The organism is Succinivibrio dextrinosolvens (assembly GCF_900116345.1).
GTDB lineage: Bacteria > Pseudomonadota > Gammaproteobacteria > Enterobacterales > Succinivibrionaceae > Succinivibrio > Succinivibrio dextrinosolvens_B.
The window spans coordinates 47,985-72,198 of sequence record NZ_FPAH01000012.1 but is presented as its reverse complement, the minus strand read 5'-3'; the positions used below and the strand labels follow the sequence as shown (position 1 = coordinate 72,198).

17 protein-coding genes are annotated in these 24,214 nt (G+C 43.1%); 6 read left to right on the top strand and 11 right to left on the bottom strand.

Going from position 1 to position 24,214, the window contains the following annotated elements:
* The 3 genes from BM308_RS13330 to ltrA all read left to right on the top strand — a co-directional run.
* Nucleotides 1-385, top strand: a 385-nt coding sequence (locus BM308_RS13330) for a hypothetical protein (protein WP_177214421.1), incomplete at its 5' end; no start/stop codon positions are given.
* 102 nt (nt 386-487) lie between these two features.
* Entirely contained in the window at nt 488-1,417 is a 930-nt protein-coding gene (locus BM308_RS05745; protein ID WP_074943617.1) for a YihY family inner membrane protein, read from the top strand.
* Between the two features lie 589 nt (nt 1,418-2,006).
* Entirely contained in the window at nt 2,007-3,323 is a 1,317-nt protein-coding gene (gene ltrA, locus BM308_RS05740) for a group II intron reverse transcriptase/maturase (RefSeq protein ID WP_074943615.1), read from the top strand.
* A gap of 225 nt (nt 3,324-3,548) precedes the next feature.
* Here the strand turns inward: ltrA and BM308_RS05735 are convergent, their stop codons facing one another.
* From BM308_RS05735 to BM308_RS05720, 4 genes are read right to left on the bottom strand one after another with little or no spacing between them, the layout of a single operon-like run.
* Nucleotides 3,549-5,750, bottom strand: coding sequence for an AsmA family protein (locus BM308_RS05735; RefSeq protein WP_074943613.1), 2,202 nt, complete (start codon nt 5,748-5,750; stop codon nt 3,549-3,551).
* Nucleotides 5,751-5,761: 11 nt separating this feature from the next.
* Nucleotides 5,762-7,855 carry an ATP-dependent DNA helicase RecG gene (gene recG, locus BM308_RS05730; RefSeq protein WP_074943612.1) on the bottom strand — a complete coding sequence of 698 codons (2,094 nt, stop codon included), beginning with the start codon at nt 7,853-7,855 and terminating at the stop codon, nt 5,762-5,764.
* 7 nt (nt 7,856-7,862) lie between these two features.
* Nucleotides 7,863-9,233 carry a CDP-diacylglycerol--serine O-phosphatidyltransferase gene (gene pssA, locus BM308_RS05725; protein WP_074943610.1) on the bottom strand — a complete coding sequence of 457 codons (1,371 nt, stop codon included), beginning with the start codon at nt 9,231-9,233 and terminating at the stop codon, nt 7,863-7,865.
* 9 nt (nt 9,234-9,242) lie between these two features.
* Nucleotides 9,243-11,192 (bottom strand): aminopeptidase P family protein, encoded by a 1,950-nt coding sequence (locus BM308_RS05720; RefSeq protein WP_074943608.1) that lies wholly within the window; start codon nt 11,190-11,192, stop codon nt 9,243-9,245.
* 152 nt (nt 11,193-11,344) lie between these two features.
* Between BM308_RS05720 and prlC the strand changes: the two genes are divergently transcribed.
* A complete protein-coding gene (gene prlC / locus BM308_RS05715; RefSeq protein WP_074943606.1) occupies nt 11,345-13,408 on the top strand; it encodes an oligopeptidase A in 2,064 nt (687 codons plus the stop codon).
* A gap of 137 nt (nt 13,409-13,545) precedes the next feature.
* Here prlC and BM308_RS05710 read toward each other — a convergent pair whose 3' ends face one another.
* Together BM308_RS05710 and BM308_RS05705 are read right to left on the bottom strand one after the other, a co-directional pair.
* The gene (locus tag BM308_RS05710; protein ID WP_074943604.1) at nt 13,546-14,001 is read right to left on the bottom strand and encodes a GNAT family N-acetyltransferase; all 456 of its coding nucleotides are present in this window, start codon (nt 13,999-14,001) and stop codon (nt 13,546-13,548) included.
* 108 nt (nt 14,002-14,109) lie between these two features.
* Nucleotides 14,110-16,116 (bottom strand): exoribonuclease II, encoded by a 2,007-nt coding sequence (locus BM308_RS05705; protein ID WP_074943602.1) that lies wholly within the window; start codon nt 16,114-16,116, stop codon nt 14,110-14,112.
* Nucleotides 16,117-16,280: 164 nt separating this feature from the next.
* Between BM308_RS05705 and BM308_RS05700 the strand changes: the two genes are divergently transcribed.
* On the top strand, nt 16,281-17,225 hold the full coding sequence (locus BM308_RS05700; protein ID WP_074943600.1) for a UbiA prenyltransferase family protein: 945 nt from the start codon (nt 16,281-16,283) through the stop codon (nt 17,223-17,225).
* A 23-nt stretch (nt 17,226-17,248) separates the two neighbouring features.
* The gene (gene menA / locus BM308_RS05695) at nt 17,249-18,187 is read left to right on the top strand and encodes a 1,4-dihydroxy-2-naphthoate octaprenyltransferase (RefSeq protein ID WP_074943598.1); all 939 of its coding nucleotides are present in this window, start codon (nt 17,249-17,251) and stop codon (nt 18,185-18,187) included.
* A gap of 55 nt (nt 18,188-18,242) precedes the next feature.
* Here menA and BM308_RS05690 read toward each other — a convergent pair whose 3' ends face one another.
* Genes BM308_RS05690 through def form a run of 5 tightly spaced genes read right to left on the bottom strand, consistent with a single transcriptional unit; the run spans nt 18,243 to nt 23,953 of the window.
* Nucleotides 18,243-19,697, bottom strand: a complete 1,455-nt coding sequence (locus BM308_RS05690; RefSeq protein ID WP_074943596.1) for a TrkH family potassium uptake protein — start codon at nt 19,695-19,697, stop codon at nt 18,243-18,245.
* On the bottom strand, nt 19,688-21,100 hold the full coding sequence (trkA, locus tag BM308_RS05685; protein WP_074943594.1) for a Trk system potassium transporter TrkA: 1,413 nt from the start codon (nt 21,098-21,100) through the stop codon (nt 19,688-19,690). The genes BM308_RS05690 and trkA overlap by 10 nt, the downstream gene beginning before the upstream one ends.
* 6 nt (nt 21,101-21,106) lie before the next feature.
* Nucleotides 21,107-22,477, bottom strand: coding sequence for a 16S rRNA (cytosine(967)-C(5))-methyltransferase RsmB (rsmB, locus tag BM308_RS05680; protein WP_177214420.1), 1,371 nt, complete (start codon nt 22,475-22,477; stop codon nt 21,107-21,109).
* Nucleotides 22,470-23,411, bottom strand: a complete 942-nt coding sequence (fmt, locus tag BM308_RS05675; RefSeq protein WP_074943593.1) for a methionyl-tRNA formyltransferase — start codon at nt 23,409-23,411, stop codon at nt 22,470-22,472. The genes rsmB and fmt overlap by 8 nt, the downstream gene beginning before the upstream one ends.
* Nucleotides 23,412-23,419: 8 nt before the next feature.
* Nucleotides 23,420-23,953, bottom strand: a complete 534-nt coding sequence (gene def, locus BM308_RS05670) for a peptide deformylase (protein ID WP_074943591.1) — start codon at nt 23,951-23,953, stop codon at nt 23,420-23,422.
* Nucleotides 23,954-24,214: the final 261 nt, after the last annotated feature.

The following is a 24,214-nucleotide window of genomic DNA, read 5'->3' as shown; positions in this document are numbered from 1 at the left end:
CATCTATTCCTCAAAGAGCGATGGTACCGAGTTCTACTTTGTAAAGAACAATGAGGTCTCAGATTCAGTTCCTCACTATGTAAAGGTTACTGACCCTACAGTGGTTATACCGACACCGGCAGATGAGATAGCCTATAACGGAGATAACCTTAAGCTTTCTGATAAGTCATCCCTTCCTAAGATGCCTGAAGGAGATTCTGGATATAAGCGAGAGAAGTATGACAGAAAACACTATAAGGCTACTATGAGCTTCTTAAACCGTGTTAAACCACACAGAGAAAAGATTTCAAGAAGACTTATTGCCTCACTGAACCTTGAGAATTCCCCATCAGGAAAAGAAAAAACTTATGCCTATAAGAGGTCTGAAAAAGAAAAAGCCTCATAGTTTTTTTACAGTTTTTTTATGTAACTTATTATCGCATCTCAAAAAATTGTAGAATAGTACTCTATACTAGAGAGAGACTTTCTGAAAAATTAGGTGGGTAACGTGAAAGAACTTTATATATATTTCTTCAATCGAGTAAAAAGAGATTCTATAGGTCTGGAAGCATCTGCCTTATCTTTTACATCTATTCTGGCTCTGATTCCTGCTATCAGTGTAATCTTTTATTTCTTTGCTGTTTTTCCTGCCTTTTCAGAGTTCAGAGAGTCTTTAAAAGCTTTTGCTCAGGCTAACTTCATGCCTGTATTTTCAGAGTCTTTAGGCAAGTATGTCGGTACCTTTGTGGAGCACGCCGGTAAACTGACTGCTACCAGTACCATCATCTTCTTTGTTATTTCTCTGATGCTGGTCCGCTCAATCGATCAATGTCTGAACCGAATCTGGCGTGGCGGTAAAAGAAAGCTCGGATCCATGATTGCAATCTACTGGACTCTGTTAACCTTAGGCCCAATTGCTCTGGGTATCATTATCTGGATCTTTACAAGAGTTATGGCTATCGCTATTTCCACCAAGGTTCATATTGGTGTAGCCCTGATGATAGCCTATTTCGTTTTCCCTATCATTATTGAGTGTGCTGTACTGACTGCGCTGTATGTGATTGTCCCAAGAGTAAGAGTTAAACTTCAGGATGCTCTTTTTGGTGCTATCTTTGTGACTGTTGCCTTTGAGGTTTCCAAGAAGCTGTTCAGTATCTTTGTACTGAATTTCTCAAATTATGAGGCTATCTATGGAGCCATCGCTGTTATCCCTGTATTGTTTGTCTGGATCTATATCAGCTGGTGGCTGGTGCTTTTAGGTGCTGAGTTTACTGCATCCTTAGGTGTTGTAAGGTCTGGTCTTTCCGATGAGGTTCCAAGCTTCATGGTTTATCTTGCAAACGTAACTGGATCAACTTTAGGTTCAGAGGAGCTGATTAGGCCAAAGAACAAGCAGCCTCCAATCAAGGTAAAGATCACCTCAAATCGAGGAAAGTAGAGATTCATCAATTGGTATCGCTTGTACCTATATTATGCTGACTAGCAAGCCCTCGGATTTATCCGAGGGTATTTGAGTGTGCTCAGCATGGGCATTATCTATAGGGTGCAAGTCCCGAAGTCGCCCGCTAATGGGAAGACTTAGCAACTCCACAAGGTGGTCACGGTGACGTGATAGCTGAAAGCAGTGGATAGCAAATCTCTGGTCTGACGAATAGAAATCATCTATAGGCATACTAGGTGGATAAGAGTGCTCAATAACCCAAAGTCCAATAATTAGACGGAACCTAGTGTGTAGAGATGGCGGATTGATGGAGTGAAAGATAATGTTCTTACCTGAGGAGGTCTTGTCAGCGGGGAACCGTAGTAACAACGAATGACAAGAAGTCAGCCGAAGTCATAGTAGCGATGACTATGCGTGAAGGACCAAACCTAACAAATGTAAAAGTCGGAGGAACCGAAACACAACGAAGCCACAGCAAAGGGGCACGCCGAGAATATAAGGGCAGAAGTGCACGCCGAAGCATGAGAGTAATGCGGAACATGAGGGTAGTGTTAGGTAGTGGTCGAGCTGTTAAGGATATATCCTAATGAGTAACATTAACTTTGAATCGATAACTCTAGAGAGAATAGTCGCTAAGGGTAATCTTAATAAAGCCTATAAAAAGGTCATAAATAACAGAGGCTCTGCTGGAGTTGATGGAATGGAGACCTGTGGTTTACTTGGCTATATTAAGGAACATCCTTATGAAATCTCAAGTTCGATTCTGAACGGTACATATAGACCTCAACCTATAAAGCGAGTCTATATTCCAAAGGACAATGGAGAACAGCGTCCTTTAGGAATTCCGACTGTAATCGACAGATTTGTACAGCAGGCAGTAGCCCTAGTACTATCTGAAGAATACGAGAAGGTCTTTTCTGATAATAGTTTTGGTTTTAGACCAACAAGAAGCTGTAATGGTGCGATAACAAGAGCATTAGAGTATGTAAACAGCGGTCTTGAGTGGGTAATTGACCTAGACCTGAGTAAATTCTTTGACACAGTCAATCACAGTAAGCTCTTACAACTGTTATCCGACAGAATAAAGGATGGAAGAGTTGTATCTCTGATACATCGCTTCTTAAGAGCTCCAATAAGTGAAGACGGCAAAGTTAGCAAGAAAGTTACTATTGGAACACCCCAAGGTGGCGTAATTAGTCCAATTCTAGCTAACATCATGCTTAATGAACTCGACCAACTACTTGATAGTAGAGGGATCAAGTTTGTCCGCTATGCTGATGACATGGTTATTCTATGCGGAAGCAAGAAAGCAGCGGAGCGTATATTGGCAAATGTGACAGAATTTGTTGAAAAGAAACTCTTCCTCAAGGTCAATAAAGACAAAACCAAGATACTTCATGCTTGTGAGAAGTCTCAGTTTCTAGGCTTTGGCTTTACTCAAAGAGTAAGTCAGAGAAAGAAAAAGGAGCGTCCCTCGCAAAAGTACTTTGCTACTGTCCATGAAAAGAAACGAGCTAAATTCCTTAAGAATATAAAGCTCATATTGAACCGCAAAGCTCCAGGTGGAATTGCTAAAGTTAAAGAAGACTTAAAAGTCTTCATAAGAGGCTGGTGCAACTATTTTAAGGGAGCGATCCCTTCAGAATGGATGAGAAAGTCTGACGAGTTAATAAGACGCAGAATTAGACAACTACTGTGGAAACAGTGGAAGAAACCTGAGAACAGATACAAGGAATTCTCTATTAGGCTAGGGTGGAGAACCCCGTCTTTGAAGGAATATGCCTATAGTTCTAACAGGTATTGGCGAATGTCTAATACTGCGCAAATTAAGAAAGCTCTTAGCAACTACACCCTTGAAGAAGAAGGCTGGTACTGTATTGAAATGGTTGAAGGACAACTCTGACAATTGGGAGCAATCCTTCGTTTGTTAGGAAACGCCGTATGCGGATCCGCACGTACGGTGTTGTGAGAGGGCTGAGCTAAATACTCGCCCTACTCGATCGAACAAACAAGTTGAATAGCGGAGTATATCTCCGCTTTTTTTATCTTTGCCGCCTTACATCCCATTATTCAGCCATGGGGAGCAGGTCAATCCTGTGTGGATGATATAGGCCTTGTATTCTGCTCGTCAGTAAAGTACAACAGAATCAGGAGTCAGTGACTTGTCTCTCTTCTCATCATCGCTATGGATAGAAACCTGATCCGCATCTGAGGCATGAATGTTAGGTTTATCTGAAAGCTTCTTTGCTTTTACCTTAAGTACAGTACCATCTTCAGCGGTGTAGTATTCCTCATTTTCGATGGCACTTTCATCAATACCAGGTCTTACTGCACCACGCAGCAAAGCTGTGATATAGAAAGTAGGATCGGTGACATGTCCTCTTATGATAACCGATGTCAGGCTGTCCTTAGCCAAAGACATAAGGGTAGATTTGACGTCTATGATCCGGTCGGTTGTATTATAATTACCCTTGAGGGTTAGATGAGAGGTGGCCAGATCTGAGGATATTCTCAGTTTGGCATGCCCATTTTCTACTGTAGCTTTTCCCTCCAGACTGTAGAATCCGCAGTCTCCACTTTCAATAGAGTGCATCAGCTGTCTGAGGTTTAATTCATAGTCTTTCTTATTTCCACCGTTGATAAGATCGAGTCCAAATGCAGAGATCAGTAGAGATTTTGATTTAACCTGAACACTGCCGTTAAGTTTCTGTGTTAAAGATAGGGAATTGTCTTCATTTTCAGGTGCAACAAGATCAATATTAAAACTGATTTTACCGTTAAAAAGCTTTGAGAACAGACTACTGTTCAGATCGGACATATCAAAATCTTCTGCATTTGCTTTTAAGGCAAAGGTGTTCTTATTAAAATCCCTTGAAATCGAGGCTGTGGCATTAGAGTTGTAGAACATGATCCTGTCCATAAAGACAGAATAGCCCTCGTCACTGAAGGTACCGTGGAAGTCAGTATTCTTGATAAAGAGATCCGAGTAGTAGGCGCTGTCTGTTGATAGACTGAATTTTCCTGGAGTTCCTTTAATCTTTTGAGACTCTCTGTCAAAGATGACATTATCACATTTTAAATTTACCGCTTTTACAGATAGAGGCAGCTTATCGATGTGAGAGACAAACTCTGTGTTTTCAATACTGAAGTCATGAACTTCGGTATTATGTGAAAAAAGCAGATATTTCAGTCTGTTATACAGTTCAATAGGAGGCTCAAGCTTGGCATTCTTTAAAGCGAAGGCATTGATTTTAAGCTTGCTCTCCTCCTCATTTAGTCCACTCATTTCTATTTCGCTGCTGTACTCACCGGTAAAGAGCTTTCCATCTGCAGCCAATGTCAGATGATCATCTTCAACTTTAGCCTTGAGAAGAGAATCTTCTGCTGTAACCAGTAGATCCGGTTTAGAAATTTCTCCTGCTTTTCCTTTGAAATCAAAGGTTATTTTCTTGTCTGCAATCCTCAGATCCTCAATCTTTCCACTAACCTGACCTAAAAGCAGATCTGCTGCAGGCATAGAAAGAACACAGTTGGAAAGACTGGCGTTTTTCGCTCTGATATTGTAGCTGTCGATGATGCTACTGTAATTCTGAAAGATTACATTCTGGAAGGAAAGCTTAGAAAATTCAATAAGTTCTGATTCCTTATCAATAGTCAGATCCGCAAAGACTGTACCTCCGAATACCTGCAGCTGAAGATCTGAGAGTTCAACTGTATCCTCGTTGGTCAGAATTTTTGCATGAATCTTCTTAAGCTCATGATTGTCGATAGTACCGCTCTGAGCATTTAGAGTGGAATCGTTGAAACTGATTGTTCCCTGTTCAGATACTCTGACCTCTGCTGCAGACAGGTCGGCATGTTCTGAACTGAAGCGGTCAAGATACAGCGGGCCGTTGATTAAATCGAGCTTTAGTATATTGATGTTTCTGTATCTGAATCTTTCCTTTTTAAGTGCATCAAGATCATTGCTGTCAAAGGTAATATCCTTGGCATAAAGATATTTTATATCAAGGTTTTCAGAGGTGATTACACTCTTGAGATCATATTCAACGTATATTTCTCCGATCTGGGAGTTGCCAAGGGTAACCTTTTTGAGTTTAAGTACGTCCGGATAAAGGGGCGAGAATTCAATCTCATCACAGTTTATGGAAAAACTGGTGCGTTCTGAAAGAAACTTTAACAGGGGTGCTTTTACATGTTGGCCGTTGAAATATAGAATAAAGCCCCAGACAGCAGCGATTACAACAATGAGCGCACAGATACCAATCTTAAGATACTTAAGATAGCCTGGAGTCTGTTTTCTGTAGTATATATTTGGTTTAAAGGCCATATACAACAAGCTCACACTTTGAATTTAGGGAACCAGCGGTTTATAAGTGCCCTGGAGGTTTCTGTATCATTATGAATAATATCTAAAGCTGCGTTTCTGGCAATATCTATTAGTTCAAAATCTCGATTTACGTCAACAACTCTGAAGATATCAAAGCCGGTCTGTTTGCTGCCTAACACTTCTCCCGGCCCTCTGAGCTTCAGATCTTCGGTGGCGATTTTGAAACCGTCAGTAGTAGCTCTCATAATCGAGAGTCTCTGCATAGCAATGTCATTAGCCTCAATCTCTGAGCTCTTATAGATAAGAATGCAGTAGGAGTCCAGTGCGCCTCGACCTACACGACCTCGAAGCTGATGCAGCTGAGCAAGACCAAGTCTCTGGGCACCTTCTATCACAATAATTGAGGCATTAGGAACATCAACTCCCACCTCGATGATAGTGGTGGCAACCAGAATATCGTATTCCTTTTCCAGAAAAGCCTTCATTACCTTGTTCTTTTCAGTGGTTGCAAGCTGTCCGTGCAGAAGGCCGATTTTAAGATAAGGCAGAGCTTTTTTCAGATCTTTGTAAGTGGTTTTGACAGATTCGGTTTCATCCTCATTCTCTTCGATATTAGGACATACCCAGTAAACCTGTGTGCCCTGATGACAGACCTCATCTAGTCTTTTTATGACCTCAGCCTTTCTGGTGTCAGGCATTACGGCGGTAATAATCGGCTTTCTGCCTTTTGGAAGCTCATCTAAGGTAGAGACATTCAGATCGGAGAACAGTGCCAGCTGTAGCGTTCTTGGAATAGGAGTCGCCGTCATCACCAGCTGATGCATGGTGATATCTGCTGGTGCTTTTTTGAGCAGAGCAATTCTCTGGTCAATACCGAAACGGTGCTGCTCATCAATAATTGCCAGAATGAGTTTATGGTAATGCACCTCTTCCTGATAGACACTGTGTGTTCCGATGATTACCTGAACCTCACCAGATTCAATCTCCTCTAAAAGCTTTTTGCGTTTAGTTCCCTTAATGGAAGAGGTTATAAGCTCACATCTGATACCGCAAGGGGAAAGCAGCGCACTGAATTTCTGATAATGCTGCTGGGCTAAAAGCTCTGTAGGAGCCAGTACTACACACTGATTGCCTGATTTTGCAACCTGAATGGCAGCTAATACTGCAACCATGGTTTTTCCCGAGCCCACATCACCGTGAAGAAGTCTTAGCATCGGCTTCTTTGAGCAGAGATCTTCCTGAACCTCTTTATAGGAGCGCATCTGGGCTCCGGTCAGTTCAAAAGGCAGAGAGGAGAGAAATGCGTCTATATCCTTCTGAGCTTTGTCTATAGCCTCTGCGTTGTGCTGATCATTCTTTCTTTTAACAGACAGCAGGGTAAGCTGATAGGCTATAAGCTCCTCATAGCTGATTCTTTTAAAGCTCTGGGTTTTCTCAGGAATAATCTTCTCATCAGGATGTGAAGGAGGATATGGATAATGACATAAATCCAGCGCCTCGCTTAAGGTGAGTTTAAATGGGTTATGTTTCTGTGGCAGCAGTTCTGGCAGGGGAATTGAATGCAGTGACTGCAGTACACCGTTGATGGCTTTTCTGATTGCAGCCTGTGGAACCTTCTCAACAGCATGGTATACCGGTGTCATGCGTTCCTGAGGCTGAACCTCATCCCCTTCCTCAAGAAAGGTAACGGTAGGCTGGGTAAAATTTACCATCCCGTTGTATTCGTTGTACTTTACCGGTCCAAAAGCCAGAATTCGTCTGCCTCGAGTATAGGCCTTGATCTGGTTTGGATAAAGATTAAAGAATACCGCCTCGATTTTTCCGGTGTCATCCTGCAGCATCATCTTGAGCATCTTGACTCTACGGGTCAGGACATTCTGTACTGCGGCGATATGGGCATCAATAAAGTAGAAGCCGCCATCAGGTCTGATATCTGCTATCTTGGTGATTTTGGTCTGATCGAGGAATCTGAAGGGGAAATCTAAAAGGAGATCAAAGAAGGTGTAGATCCCCTTTTTGTAGAAGCTTGATGTATAAGTGGTCCCTAGCCCTTTTAAGATGGCTATATCTGAGTTTGCATAATAGGAATCATCAGTTGGGACCATATAAGCCTTATAAAAGCTGTCTAATGAAGATTGAAGCTCTCAGGCGCTTAACCTTCTTTAAGATCTTAACCACCTCTGGAGGATAGTTATCGATTGACTCAAGCTCATCCTCAGAACGGATTCTCGTTGTCTGACGCATCAGATACTGCTGCTCATGGATGAACTTCTCCTGCAGATGATGATTCTGATCGGTGATGATAATGCCGTTTTCCAGATCAAGACTCCATGCTCTTGGATTCAGATTGTTTCCGGTGATCAGTGCATAGTTGTTATCAATGAACATACCCTTTACATGGTAGGTATTGATTCCATCCTTCCACAGCATGATCTTGAGCAGTCCTGAATCAATGAACTTCTTGTTTTTAATAATAAAGTCTCTAAGATTCTGCTCATAGATATATGGAATGGCTCCGATGGTACAGAAATTCTCACTGTCACGGATAAAGAAATCGTTAGCAGTCTTGTCGCCTACCACCAGGGTTATCGCAACATCACGTTTTAAGGCATCTTCCAGCGCCTTGATAATAATCTTTGGCGGATTGAAATAAGGTGTGCAGATAAACATCTTTTCACGGGCTGCACCTAAAAGCCATAGGATGGAGCGGTTTAAAAGATTTGCACGCTTTCCAAGACCTACAAGAGGGGTAACTCCTACGTGGTACTTGGTAACCTTCTCGTTTTTAACCATGTACTGTACAGTGCTGAGGTGTTTACGCAGCTCCTTGATCTCCTCTCGCATGTCTTTTGCAGGACGAACCTGTCCCTGAGAGAAATCCTGCACCGCAAAATTAGGATGGAAGGCGTTGGTAGCAAAGGCACAAAGAGTGTTTGCCAGTTCTCTTGAATGTATTTCATGGTAGCGGTCAAGACGGTACTTGCCGTTATAACCCATATAGACATTGTTGATACTTGCTCCGGTATAAAGCACGGTATCATCAAAGACGAATCCTTTCAGATGCATTACACCGAAAAGCTCGCGGCGTTTAACCGGAACACCGTAAATAGCAGGTGGAGTCTCGGTCTTTTTAGCCATGTCATAGTAAAGCTGTGAATTTCCAAGGGATGCACCCTCACCGATACGGCCACGCTGAGCACGGTGGAAATCAACATAAACTCGTACATAAAGCTTAGGATTCTTTTCCTTAGCCTCATAAAGGGCGTTCAGAATCTCTCTGCCGATCTCGTCATTCTCAAGGTACAGGGCAGTGATTAGAATTCTTTCCTTTGCAGAGGCGATAAGCTCAAGAATTCTGGTGTAGCAGTGATGAGGAGTTTCAAGAATATTGTAATCCGATATTCCCACAGGAATAGTTGGAAGCTGCTGAAGTCTTGTCTGACAGTAAAATGAATTTGGAAGACTTTTTTTCCAAAAAGGCATATCTTGCTCCTAAATTGCAGCGGTGGCCTTGGAGAGCCATACTATTTCATCATCACTCAGTGATGTTGCTGCATTAGTAATTACGTTATTTATATTCTGATGATAATTATTCAGCCAGTCTATCTCTTTCTGAGATAAAAGTTCTCTGATGATAAATCTAGTATCAAATGGAATAAGTGTCAAAGGGGTAAAGCATAGCATATGCTTCATTCCCGGCTGAGTGCACGGCATTACCACCATCAGATTCTCAAGACGGATACCGAATTCTCCTTCCTTGTAGAATCCAGGCTCGTTTGAAATAACCATTCCAGGTTCCAGCGGAATCATGGAACGCTTTGAGGATATACACTGAGGTCCTTCATGTACAGAAAGCACATGACCGACACCATGTCCGGTACCGTGGGCAAAATCCTCACCATAATCCCATAAAGGACGTCTGGCGATGGCATCAATCTGAATGCCTGTGGTTCCCTTCGGAAAGACCAGAGTTGCCAGAGAAATATGGGATTTAAGCACCAGGGTGTACATCTTGCGAAGTTCATTGGAAATATGTGGTCCGACCAGTACGGTTCTGGTGATATCAGTGGTACCGTCCTTATAATGGGCTCCGCTGTCGATAAGATAGACACTGTCCTGTCCCATGGCTCTAGGCTTTTCAGCATTCTCATGGTTATAGTGACACATGGCGGCATTAGGGCCTAAGGCGGAAATGGTAGCAAAGGAAGGCTCAATGTAGCCTGCCTCAACCTTTCTGAACATCTCGGCGCGCTGGGCCAGATCTGCTTCAGTGGTACCTTCTACTCGACGGATAAAGGTTTCATCATTCTCAAGGGCTTCAAGTCTGGTCAGATTATCCAGCCAGCAGAAGAAACGGCACATGGCGATGCCGTCCTTGATATGAGCCTTGTATTCTCCTGCTACCTCAATATGATTCTTGATGGATTTTGGTTTCTGACATAGGCCAAGTCCCTCGACTACCTTGGCTCCTCCCTTGAAGAGCGAAAGCATGATATGGGCATTGGTGGCATCAGGGTCAACATAGACCTTACAGTTTGAGGAACACAGACGGTTTAATACATCATCAAAGGCATTCTCCGGGAAGATATCGACATGACCGATATGTTCATGCAGCTTCTCGTGAATATCCTCACCGTTTTCCTTGTCAATAAAGTGTTCCGGATTGATGTACCACTCAAGAGCATCATTTGAATAGGCAACCACACGGCTGTTGATGATTGGCAGATATTTTCTGTCATTGCCGCGGATGTTTAGAAGCCAGCAGATACTCTCAGGATCGGTAATAACGGTGGCATCCAGATCAAGGTCTCGCAGGGATTCAGCAAGCTTCTTACGTTTCTGGGTGCTTGGACAGCCGTTGTATTCATCGTTGAAAATTCTGATTGGAGAGACGGTTTCTTCAGGACGGTCATCCCAGATTCTGTCCACGAGATTTCCCTGGGTCTGTACAAGGCTGATGTTCAGAGCTGCAAGATCTTTTTCGATGCTCAGGTATTCCTTGTAGCTGATGCAGTTGGCATCAATACCCACGGTTGCATTTTTCTGCAGAATTGAGCACAGCCAGTTGCTAGGGCTGACCTTTGAGAAGTCGAAATCCTGGAATAGTTTTGAATCGATCTGATCTTTTACCTGAACGACATAGCGGCCGTCAACGAATACGGCACAGCTTCTTTCTGCAACAGCGGTTTCATCTCCGCGGTTGTTGCTAAGTTCAATGCCACGTGTTTCCAACTGCGGATTGAAGTTGCGGGCTACAACCACGTAGCCGGCACTGCCGGAAAAACCGCTCAGATATTTAATTCGTTCTTTATCTTCATTGAGCTCATATGACAGAAACTCGTCGTCATGAGAAACAATCAGGGCATCAAGCTCTGCCTGAGCCATTGCTTCCTTTAGAGCTGCTATTCTTTGTGAAAATATTGTTTTATTTTGATCAGACATATCGAAAACCGACTCTGTAGTCCACATATATACATTATGTACATATATTGTTGTATAGTTAGATGATCTTAACACATAGACAAAACTCTATCAAAAACAAACACAGACTTTGCCTGTCAGATCGGTTTTGTCTTCAAGCAGGAAAAAAACATATGAGTGAACAGTTAACACAGAATCCGCTTTTAGATTACAGCGGATTACCATTATTTTCAGCAGTAAAGCCAGAACATGTTAAGCCTGCTGTAGAGAATGCTATTGATAGATGCAGAAAGATCATTATTGAGGTCAGTGAAAAATTCAAGGATGATCCTACCTGGGACAACTGTGTGGCCCCGGTTGAAGAGGCAGATGACAGACTTTCTAAGGTCTGGGGGGTGGTATCCCATCTGAATTCCGTTAATAATACCGATGAGCTTCGTGCAGCTCACGATGCCTGTCTGCCTATGCTTTCAGAGTTCAGTTCCTGGGCCGGTCAGTACAAGCCTTATTTTGAGGTTCTAAAAAAGATTGAGGCTTCTGATGCTTTCGGCAGACTGTCTATTCCTCAGCAGAAGGCTATCAAGAACTCCATCCGTGACTTCAAGCTCTCAGGTATCGATCTCCCTGAAGAAGCTCAGGCTGAGTACACCAAGGTGGTATCAAGACTATCTGAGCTACAGTCACAGTTCTCAAACAATGTACTGGATGCAACTCACGGTTATACTCTGCACATTACCGACAAGGAAAGATTAAAGGGACTGCCTGAGTCATCTCTGAATCTTGCAAAGTCAGAGGCTGCCCAGAGAAAGCTTGATGGTTATGTATTTACTCTGGAGATGCCATCCTATCTTCCATTTATGACTTACTGTGAAGACCGTGAGCTAAGACGTGAGATGTATGTCGCCTACGGTACTAGATCATCCGATGTCGGTCCTAATGCCGGCAAGTGGGATAATGCTCCTTTAATGGAAGAGATTCTTAAGTTAAGAGATAAGGAAGCTAAGCTTCTGGGATTTAAGACCTTTGCTCATCTTTCTTTGGCCACTAAGATGGCAGATGAACCAAAGAGTGTGATTTCCTTTTTAGAGGATCTTGCAAAAAAATCCTACAAGCAGGGTAAAAAAGAGGTTAAGACATTGGAGGATTTTGCCAAGGAGCTTGGTCTTGATAAGCTTGAGCCTTGGGATATCTCCTTCTATTCAGAGAAACTTCGTCAGAAGAAGTACTCCTATTCAGAAGAAGAACTACGTCCTTACTTCCCTGAGGACAAGGTTATTGCCGGCATGTTCGAGTGTGCCCACCGTCTATACGGCATTACTCTAAAGCAGCGCTACGGTGTGGATGTCTGGAATGAGAATGTTAAGTGCTTTGATGTATACGAGGATAAGTTCGGCTCTATCATTGGCACTCTCTTTATGGATCTGTATGCCCGTCCAGGCAAGAACGGCGGAGCCTGGATGGATGAATGTCTGACCAGACGTTACCGTTCAGACGGTGTACTGCAGCTTCCTGTAACCTACCTGGTATGCAACTTCAGCCGCCCTGTAGGCAGAAAGGTTTCTTTACTGACCCACGATGAGGTTGTAACCATGTTCCACGAGTTCGGTCACAGCCTGAATCATCTTCTGACCAAGATTGATATCGCCGATGTCTCCGGTATCAACGGTGTGCCATGGGATGCAGTTGAGCTTCCAAGTCAGTTCAATGAGAACTTTGCCTGGCAGGAGGAGGTTTTAAACTTCCTGTCTTCAAATGTAACCACTCACGAGCCTCTGCCAAAGGAGAAACTCAAGGCTCTGATTGATGCCAAGAATTTTGAGTCAGCTATGGCAATGCTTCGTCAGATTGAGTTTGCACTGTTTGATTTCAGAATTCATCTTGAATACGACGAGAAGAAGGGCGGTCGCATCTTTGAGATTCTGAATGATGTTAAATCAAAGGTTGCGGTTACCCCTCAGTTTAAGGACAGCCGTTTCCCTAACAACTTCACTCATATCTTCTCTGGCGGTTATTCTGCAGGCTACTACAGCTACAAGTGGGCTGAGGTTCTGGCAGCAGATGCCTTCTCCAAGTTCGAGGAGGACGGTATCTTCAACAAGAATACCGGAAGAGACTTCCAGGATCTGATTCTAGCTTCAGGCGGTGCTTATGATCCGCTGAAGACCTTTGAAGAGTTCAGAGGCAGAAAACCTGAGGTGGATGCACTGTTAAAGCAGAGCGGAATTGAGTCTGAATAAAGAAGAAATCCACTGCGGAGTACTCCGGAGTGGATGCCTGAATTGCCTTAAGATAACGATAACAATCACTCATCGCAGGTGGAAATCCTGCGATAAACAGGTTATATAAGTTCTTTTATACTGATCTGAAACAGTTTCTACAGATCTTTAATCATAAAGAAGGTGTTAGGCTTTGGCTTAACATCTTCCCCTTCATATACTTCAAATCCGTGTTTTTTATACAGATTTACTGCAGCGGTAACGCTCAGCGGAGTATTCAGAATTACTTCAGAGAAACCTGCATTCTTGGCTTTTTTCAGAATTTCCTCTAAAAGAGTATCTCCAAGGTGCTGACCGCGGGCCTCACGTCTTACATATAATCTTTTGATTTCGCATCTTTCATCGGAAACCTTCCTGAAAGCTGCCATGCCCTGGAATTCATCTTCATCAACGGCGACAATCAGGTCTCCGTAAGGAGGCAGGTATTTGGTTTCGACATCATTCAGTTCAGACTCGAAATGCTGGAAAGCAGCATCCTGATTAAGATTCAATGCCGACTCTTCGATCATTTTTTTTACCTGAGGCAAGTAGCTCTTACCATCTATAATTTCCATAAATACTCCTGTATGTTTTGTTATCATTCATTTTCTATTTTAAATTCAATTAAAAAAAAAGCTTCAATTTCTTGAAGCTTCTTTTTAAAAATGCGATTTTAGACGGTTTTATTTGCGTTTTGGCGCAACCTTAGCCTTTTTAGGAGCATAAGGATCAGGCAGCATCAGCCCGCCGATGCTTTCACAAGGAGCCGCAATAATAGAGCGGGTCTTCTTGTTGATCTCAACTACCTTCAGCGCAATCTTGTCGCCAAGTCTGTATACCAGATTCTGATTAACATAGATTTCACCGGTATCACCAAGCAGTGACAGGGCATCCTTGTCCTCTGACATCATAGAGAATGGTACAAAAACCATAGCTCCGTTGGCCTCAAGAATTGCCTTGAAACCGCCTCTTGAAACTTCAAAGATTACAGCATCGAATCTGGTTTTCTTTTCAATCTCTGGCTCGAGGAACTCTACATACAGCCAGTCTTTAACATCTCTTTCTGCCATACGGTTGGTTCTTCTGGCCTCATTCATGATCTTTAAGAGATTCTCATCTGGCATGGTGATCTGCTCTTTATGCTCGATCATGGATTTTAAAAGACGGTGATTTACCATATCGCCGTACTTTCTGATTGGAGAGGTCCAGGTGGCATAGTTGTAGACACCTAAGGCATAGTGTGGACCTGGCTTGATAGAAATCTCGGAAAATTCCTGAAGCTTGCGGATACGGCTGTCAAGATAGTCATTGTCATGTTCAATGGCAAATCTTCTGATAGCGTTGTACTCTTCAAGCTCGCCTAGCTTATCCTCATTGAAAGGACATTCTTCCTTCTTCAGAAGTTCAATCAGATCTTTCTTCTTCTGCATGTCAAAGCCCTTGTGCAGGTTGAAGATACCGCTGTTGAGCTTCTCTGCAAGGAAGTTACCGGCTGCAATATTGGCAATGATCATTGATTCTTCAACAATACGGTTGGCAATACGGCGGTAATTAACCTCGATATGATCAAGTGAACCGTCCTCCTTGAGCACAAAGTCATAATCAGGCTTGTTCTTGAAGGTGGCGGCATGAGTTGCACGATATTTATCGCGGCACTCGGTAAATCTTATAAGTTTCTCTAGAATTTCTCTGATTTCGTCGGTTGGAACATAGTCTGCCCCCTCTACCTTCTCAAAGAAATCTGAAACCTTGTTATAGGCAAGTTTGCCGTGGGACTTGATGGTTGCAAGCTTGAACTCGGTTTTATCGTTTAAAAGAGTTCCGTCTTTAGCCACAGTCATGATACCCACTAAGGCTGGTCTTAATTCATTCTCACGTAGAGAGCACAGGTTCTGAGAAAGAATTCTTGGCAGCATAGGGATATCTCTGCCTGGAAGATAGATTGAGAAGGCTCTGTGAGAGGCGCTTTCATTCTCAGGAGTATTCTGCTCAATATATCCGGTAGGATCGGCAATAGCCACATACAGCTTGTAGCAGTCCTCGTTCTCCTCGATATACAGAGCATCATCCATATCCTCGGTATGCTCTGAGTCGATGGTAACGAAAGGAATTGCAGTCATATCCTCACGAGGAAGATCTTTTTCCTTGAACTCGAATTCTGAATCCTCTGGCTCCTGAGTTGGCAGGTCGTATTTTCTTAAGCTTACAAGCCATGGAGTCTTTGGATCATCCTTTTTACAGATGAGCTCGTCTAAAGTTGCTCTGAACTCTTTTTTCTGCAGAGCATGGGCTTTGAGGTTACAGATAACCCAGTCACCGTTGTTCAGCTTTACTGACTGATCCTTGCGTCTGTCATCCGCTGCAATCTTGATATTGATGTTTGGATGATCAGGAATAATGAACAGTTTGCCTGAAACAAAAAGTACCTTGGCCACGAATCTTGTCAGATAGGCTTCAACCAGCTTCTCAGGAATAGCCTTGGTCTTGTCGCCATCCTTTTCGATAATGGCCACAACCTTATCGCCGTTAACCACATTCTTCATGTCGTTAGGGGCAATAAAGAAAGAATCTCTGTCTACCTCAAGAAAACCGAAAGCGCGGTCGGTAGTCTTGATATAGCCTTCTTTTCTGACTTTCTCTTTTTCAAAGGTGTTTTTCAGCTGTCTTAATGCTGGATCGTCAAATAACATTATTAAAGTGCTCTCCGAAAAAATAACAGCGTGAATTATACATGGATAGCGCATTCTTTTCACAAAAATTAAAAAAATCGCCAAAAGTAATTTAAAATAGAAAAAAAGAAGCTATAAAAATCAAATAATAATCATTATTTACTAAGAACAGAAAAACTAACACGATGCTTAATGATCAGATAAACTCCAAAATTCGTTTTAATTCGTATGCATTTGCTCTAACAAACTGTATTCTTGGCTGTGCGCTTGGATTTTTCTATGGTCATATCACCCTTGAAACTATAATTACCGCAATCTCCATTTCCATTACCGGTGTGAGCGTGCTTGCTCTGTGCAATTATTCTATTGACTACTCCAGAGCCTATAAGTCCCATCTTAAGGATAAAAAGGAAGGAATTATCTCTCCGATTATGGTGGGAGATATTCCGGTTACCCAGCTGCGTAAGCGTATGGCTATCATGACACTGATAGCTACTGTTTTCGGCGCCATTGCCATCTATCTGGCACTGGGATCTAATATTCAGGTTTTATCCTGGTTTATCTTTCTGTGCGTAATGTGTGTACTTGCGACACTTTTTTACAATGTTTCGGCTTTATACCTTTACAGAGGTCTTGGCGCAATTGCGATTTTTCTGCTTTTTGGAATCGCATCTGTAATTTGCGCACAGTTTCTGATCGTGGCTGCCAGTCATTCCACCATTGATATCTATCCTGATACCATCCTTCTGGCCTTCTCCTCCGGAGCAGCCTCTCTGATGATTCTCTATGGACGTTCCATAAGAATGATGGTGAACGATACCCCCAATGTGGTAAGAAAGTCCTTTGTCCTTTCCTTTGGCTACAAGATTACTTCAATCTATCTGTTAGCACTGCTTCTGGCCAATATTTTCTTTTCGGTTCTGGCATGTGTGTCCTCCCACAGACCTATTGAGTCTCTACTGCTGCTGATAGGCTTTATTCCTATGTCCTATCAGATTTACACCATTATTCGACATATGAAAATGTCGGTAATTCTAAAGCAGAGTTTCAATAATCTGATGTTCTACTGCTGTATAAATAATCTGGTATGGGTTATTATCCTTACTATAGATTACTGGTTATATAACTGATTCTTATTATTTCTGAGCTTTATATGATGTCCGACTGGTTAAGCGAATTACGAATTAAAACTCTTCTATTGTCATTTACAAACTGCGCAGTGGGCTGTGCTTTAGGTTTCTATTACGGAGCTGTATCTGTCTATACTCTCACCGCAGCGGTGTTGATTATTATGACAGGTGTACTGCTGCAGATTTTAAGTAACTTTGCGGATGATTATGGTGATGCCCTCAAGGAGGCTGATGGTGAAAACCGTATCGGCCCTATTCGTGCAGTCATGATCGGCTCCATATCTCTCACTCAGCTGAGAAAAGCTATGGGAACTGTTACCGTGGCAGCTACCATCTGCGGTATGCTTGCCCTTTATATGTGCCTTGGTCATGATCTTCAGGCTTTATCCTGGTTTGTATTCCTGGGTGTGCTGGCAATTCTGGCAGCAATCTTCTATACCATAGGCTTTGCATACGGCTATAAGGGATTTGGAGATATAGCCGTTTTTATCTTCTTCGGACTTGCTGCTGTGGTTGGAGCTCAGCTTCTGGTTCTAGGTGCCAGCGGTCAGCCTGTGGATATCTTCCCAGATTCTGTTTATCTTGCCTGTGCCATTGGTATCCATTCAGTGATGATTCTGCATATATCAGCCATGAGAGATATCGATGAGGATCGCACTACCGGCAAGAAGACTGTTGCTGCAAGATTAGGTCATAAGCTTTCAGCCCTATATCTTGCTGTAATGTTTGTGGTATCAGCTATGCTTTCCATAGGAGCCTGTCTGACTTCCCATAAACTCTGGGAGTGTTCGATTCTGGTTATTGCTCTGATTCCTCTTCTGGCCTCCACTTACAGAGCCTTTATTCACTGTGAGGATGGAACAAAGGTTGCCAAGGAGCGTAAGTTCAGTCTGATAGGCATCGCCATTCACAATATAGCCTGGATAATTATTCTGGTTATTGATTTCTGGGTTTATTATTAGAAATCTTTCAGAAAAAGGAATTGAGAAGGCTGAGACTTGATTGTCCCGGCCTTTTTTATAACTTGTAGAAGGTTCTGGTAAAGCACAGCAGTACAGGCAGAATCTCAAGACGTCCCAGAATCATGTCACAGCTGAAAAGCAGACATAGTGCATCTGAAATCTGGCTGAAATTGGTGGATGGGTTTAAGGTTGTACCCATAGCAGGACCAATGTTTGACAGACAGGAGATGGTTGCAGTCACAGAGTCTCCCAGATCAAGGCCTAGAATTGAGGCGATAACTGAGGATACTGCAAGCAGGGCAATATAGGACACCATATAGGTGATAACCGCTGACAGAGTACCTGGGTCGATAACCTTGCCCTTGAATCTTGGTTCACTGACAATATGTGGATGGATCAGTTTTAACAGCTGAGTCTTATACATTGAGTAGCAGATCTGAAGTCTGAAGGTCTTGATACCGCCAGAGGTTGATCCTGAACAGCCGCCGATTGCCAGAATAAAGAGGAAGGCCATGGAGGCAAAGTGATTCCATAGGGTGAAGTCCTCAAGACCGAATCCTGTAGTGGAGGTAATAGCCACCACGTTGAACAGGGAGATTCTGAATGCCTTTTCTATACTGTAATCATTCTTGAATACCAGAGATATTGCCACACTTATGGCAATAACCAGATTTATCATCAGAAAGCCGCGAACCTGCTGATCTTTGAAGAACTGCAGATAGTTACCTGCAAGTGAGGACAGAATCAGCATGAAAGGACAGCTGGAGATAAACATGAAGATGATTGCTGTGTACTGAATAAACGGTGTGGTTCCGTTCATAGACATATCAGTAGGGGTCATACCTCCGGTTGCTACTGTACTCATGGCAGTGGTTACCGCTCTGAACAGATCAAAACCGCCTACCACATACAGGAAGGTACACAGACCAAGAATTGCGATGTACCAGATGATAAGGGACAGAGCCATGATCTTGATATGAGGGGTATACTTGGCAGAATCATCAAAGGAGCTTGATTCGGTTCTGAAGATACTCATTCCACCCATAGCCGAGATAGGAAGAATAATAACCGCCAAAGCCACGAATCCTACGCCTCCAACGTACTGCAGAATTGCTCTCCACAGCAGAATAGCATTAGGTCTTGAATCAAGATTGGTAATTACCGTTGAGCCTGTGGTGGACAGGGCTGAACAGGACTCGTAGATTGCCTTGTAGATATTGATATCCGGCAGATCATAGTAAAAAGGAATTGCCGAGATTAAGGATACGATTACCCATAGAGAGGTTGTAAACAGGAACAGCACTCGCAGGGATGGATACTGTCCGGCCTTTTTGCCGATCAGATAGAAGATGAAACTGATAAAGATACTGATTCCGCCTGTAAAGTAGAAGGCTGTACCGCCTTTTGCCTCGTTGATATGTGCGTATATCGCCGGAATGAAGGTAATCAGTCCGAATACAAATAAAGCCGGAGTAAGTAGCTTTGCTACCAGTCTGAAATCTACAACCACGATGGAATCCAGAATGAATCAGGTCTGAACAGTTTAACAAGCTTACGCATCTGAGTGTGGTCATCCAGGAAGGCAATCACATGATCCTTTGGAGCAAAGACAAAATTCTCGTCGATACGTACAAATTTTCTTTCGCGTTTTACCAGACCTAAGGTAACACCCTTAGGCAGATTCAGATCAGATGCTTTCTTGCCGATAATCTTTGAACTTGATTTGGAGCCTTCTAGAATAAACTCAATCGCCTCAGCCTTTCCCTGTCTGAAGAGGCTTACCGACTCCACACCTTCCTGTCTGATTGAGGTCAGCATGGCGGAAATAATTGATTCCTTTGGCAGAATCACGGTTCCGATTTCGCTTCGCTCGTTATCGGACAGCTGGAGATATCCTTCAGATTTAATAATTGCTGCAGTCTGAACGTTATGCATTCTTCGCATAATCAGCGAAGACATGATATTGGTTTCATCAGTTGGTGTTGCCGCGATATACAGATCGGTCTTATCCAGATTTTCCTCCAGAATGAAGTCCATGTCTGTAGGGTCAGCGTTGAACACCTGTACTGAAGAGCTGTGAAGGTTGATTGCAGAACGCTTGGCTCTCTGCGGATCAGCCTCGATAAGCTTAATACGGTAGTTTTCAGAGAGAATTCTTGCCATGTAGTCGGCAATATGGGTGCCACCGGCAATTGTAATATATCTCTTGGAAACCGGAAGAGGTCTGAATGCTCTTAAGTGATGCTTGATGTTCTCTCTGATACAGCAGTAGAAAACCTCATCACCCTCTACGAAAACCTCGTTTTCCATCTTGGAGAGATACTTTTCTCTGCCTGTTTCATCCTTTCTGTAGATGGCCATTACTACGGCATCGGCTGCATCGAATTTGTTGAAATCAGCAACCAGCTTGCCGCAGAGTTTTCCATCGGCTGTAACCTTGGTGCTGACGACAACTAAAGAGCCGTTGCAGAAGGCTCCGTAAGCATTGATTCCCGGGAAGTCCACCTTGGCCTTGATAATCTTGGTGACCTCATCCTCAGTGGCAATGATGTGATCGATTGGAATACCATCCTTGCCGAAAAGAGTGTTTCTCTCCTCAAGATAGTCATGAGCGCGAAGACGGGCAATGGTTCTGGTGGTTTTAAACAGGAAGTGGGCCACAGAGCAGGCGGTGATATTGGTTTCATCGTCTGAGGTGGTGGCTACCAGCAGTTCTGTATTCTTGGCACCTGCCTTACGCAGGGTTTCAGGAGATGCAGGATTGCCCACCACAACACGAAGATCAATACGGTTGGCAATTTCAGCCAGCTTGTCTGATGCAGTATCAGCAATGGTAACCGCATGACCGGCATCCACAAGGTACTTTGCAAGCTCTAAACTTACATCACCTGAACCTAAAATAATGATCTTCATATATGGTTATTCTTTGATAAATCTTGCGTAGAAGAATCCGTCGGCGTTTAATTCACCCGGAAGTCTCTGATAAGTCTCAACTTCATTCCCATTCATTATAAATGGAAGAAGCTTTGCATCAGTATGGCGGGTTAAAAAACTTCTAACTTGCTCAATATTTTCTCGTTTCAGAATTGAGCAGGTGGTATAGACAAGGATGCCTCCTTTTTTTAGTTTGGCAAAGGCATTGTCCAGAATCTTCTCCTGAGCCTGTACCAGTTTTTCAATATCCTTCTGACGGCGCAGCCATTTGATATCAGGATGTCTTCTGATGACACCGGTACCTGAACATGGAGCATCCACCAGAATTCGGTCAAACTCACCTTCAATACCGTTTAAGGACTCTGATGCATCTATCTGTTTTAAAACAGGATTTCTGTTAAGTCTGGATAAACCGCGCTTGGTTTCCTCAAGTCTCTTCTCGTCAATGTCACAGGAGATGAGTTCAATATCCTTTGCTAAATCAAGAATATGGGCTGACTTGCCACCAGGAGCTGCACAGGTGTCCATAACTCTCATACCATCCTTCAGATCTAAAAGAGGTGCTGCCATCTGAGCGGAAATATCCTGAACTGCAACATAACCCTGTTCAAAGTAAGGCAGTCTAGAGACATGCTCTGGCTCATCTAACAGTACTGCTGAAGGACACTGCTCAACTGCAGAAGCTCCAATCTCTTTTTTCTCAAGGCACTTGAGGTATTCTTCGGTGGAGATTTTGGAGTTCTCTACGCGCAGATACATTGGAGGATGTACATTAGAGTTCTTCATGATCTCCAGCACTTCCTCTTCAGTGTAGGTTTTGGAAAGTTCATCAAAAAGCCATTTTGGGAAAGAGTGCTCTACACATGGATCTGAACTGTGAACCAGATGAGCTCCCTCACGCAGGAATCTTCTTAAAACAGCATTAACTACACCGGTGAATTTTCGGCATTTGATTAAATCACAGGCGCCAACTGTAGCTGCAACCACTGCATGAGCAGGGGAACGGGTAAAGATAATCTGGTACAGAGCACAGATTATCAGAGTTCTTACCTGATTGAATCTCTGGTTGATTCCTCTGTCTAAAAGCTCTGAGGCTGTGGTGGACAGAAGTCTCTTATGACGCAGAGTACCGTAGACGATTTCCTGTACAAAGGCTCTGTCTCTATCATCAAGATCCTTTGTAAACATAGGCAGTGCGGTACTTAGTGAATTGCCTTCCTCAACAGCATTAACACACAGTGCTGCAGCAGCTCTGGACTGAGAGCCAGATGCAATTACCGGCTTTGAGAATGAAGGCTTGCGTTTTTGATTAGAAGGACGTGACTTGTATGGTCCTTTTCTTTGAATATCAGACAAATCTATTACCTACACTAAAAACATCTTTCTTTGATCTTGCAATATCTGCAGCCTTAACCGGACCTTTTCCTGGAGCCTGAATGGTTATAAGCTTGATCTGACCGCGGGCACAGGCAACATTGATGCCTTCCTTGTCCACGCTTACGATTGTACCAGGCTCTTTATTGCTGTCTTCATCGATAACTGCTGTGTCAAACAGCTTGTATTTGACATCATTTAGGGTTGAGGTAGCAACCGGCCATGGGTTTAATCCTCGGATAAGACGGCTTACAGCCTTTGCATCCTGATTGAAGTTTACAGCAGATTCTTCTTTTGAAATCTTGGCTGCATAGGTAACCTTTGACTCATCCTGAGGGGTTGCAGTAGCAGTACCGTCGAGAACAGATGGCAGAATATCGATAAGAGTTGATGCTCCAAGTGCTGCAAGACGATCAAACAGGGTACCTGAAGTATCCTCATCGGTAATTTTGGTGGTGGCGATCTTAAAGACGTCACCGGCATCAAGCTTCAGACCGATCTTCATGATGGAAACACCGGTCTCTTCCTCTCCGTCCAGAAGAGCTCTCTGAATTGGAGCTGCTCCGCGGTATTTTGGAAGAATTGATCCGTGAACATTGATACAGCCAAGCTTTGGTGCATCAAGAATTCTCTGTGGAAGGATAATGCCATAGGCAACCACGATGCAGAGATCTGCATTTAAGGCTTCAAACTGCTTAATGTCATCCTCGTTCTTGAAGTTAACAGGGGTATAGACATCAAGACCAGCCTCAAGTGCTACCTTTTTTACATCGGATGGGCATAGTTTGTGACCACGACCTGCTGGTCGGTCAGGCTGTGTATATACAGCAACAGGTCTGATTCCAGCCTTTAGCAGTTCCTGAAGATGGATTGCTGCAAAGTCCGGAGTACCTGCAAAAATAATTCTTTTATCCATTTTCTCTATTACTCTGCAGCGGCTCTTCTTTCTTTTTTGATTTTCTCAAACTTCTTTTTCAGACGATCTCTTTTTAGTCTTGAAAGCTTGTCGATAAACAGCTTTCCTTCAAGATGATCAATCTCGTGCTGCAGACAGATTGCGAACAGACCGTCCACGTTGTCAAAAACGCAGTGGTTGCCCTGAAGATCCTGATATTCAACAGTGGCTCTTTCAAATCTTTCAACAGTATCCTGATAGCCAGGAACACTCAGACAGCCTTCCTGTGACTCAACTTTTTCGCCCTCAAGCTTTTTGATAACAGGGTTGATGATTACCAGTTTGTTGTTGCCCTGTGAGCCATCCTCCTCAGGGATATCAATAACTACAATTCGTTTGTTTACACCGACCTGTGGTCCTGCAAGACCGATACCCTCAAATTCGTACATGGTATCGAACATGTCGTCGGTAAGAGCCTTTAGCTCCTCATTGAATTCTGTAACCTCTGTACAAGGTTTTCTTAAGATATCATCTGGATAAGTAATTACTTCGCGAATAGCCATTGTCATTCCTTTATATAGACAAACACTCCTTTATAAAAAAGGAGGAATCCAAACTTAAAACTTCTCTTTTCTGTAAACAAAACAATATATTCAGAGAAAACAATCGCGCTAATTTTACCATTGAAAAGTCTATTTTGCGCATTTTCCGGAATTCTCCTGCAAAAAGAAATCTCTATGCTTAAAAAATACTGATAAATGTGAGAGTTATCCAAAGGTATGGGTTAATAATTTTTACTTTTTGTCGCCTTGAAAAAATCCTTC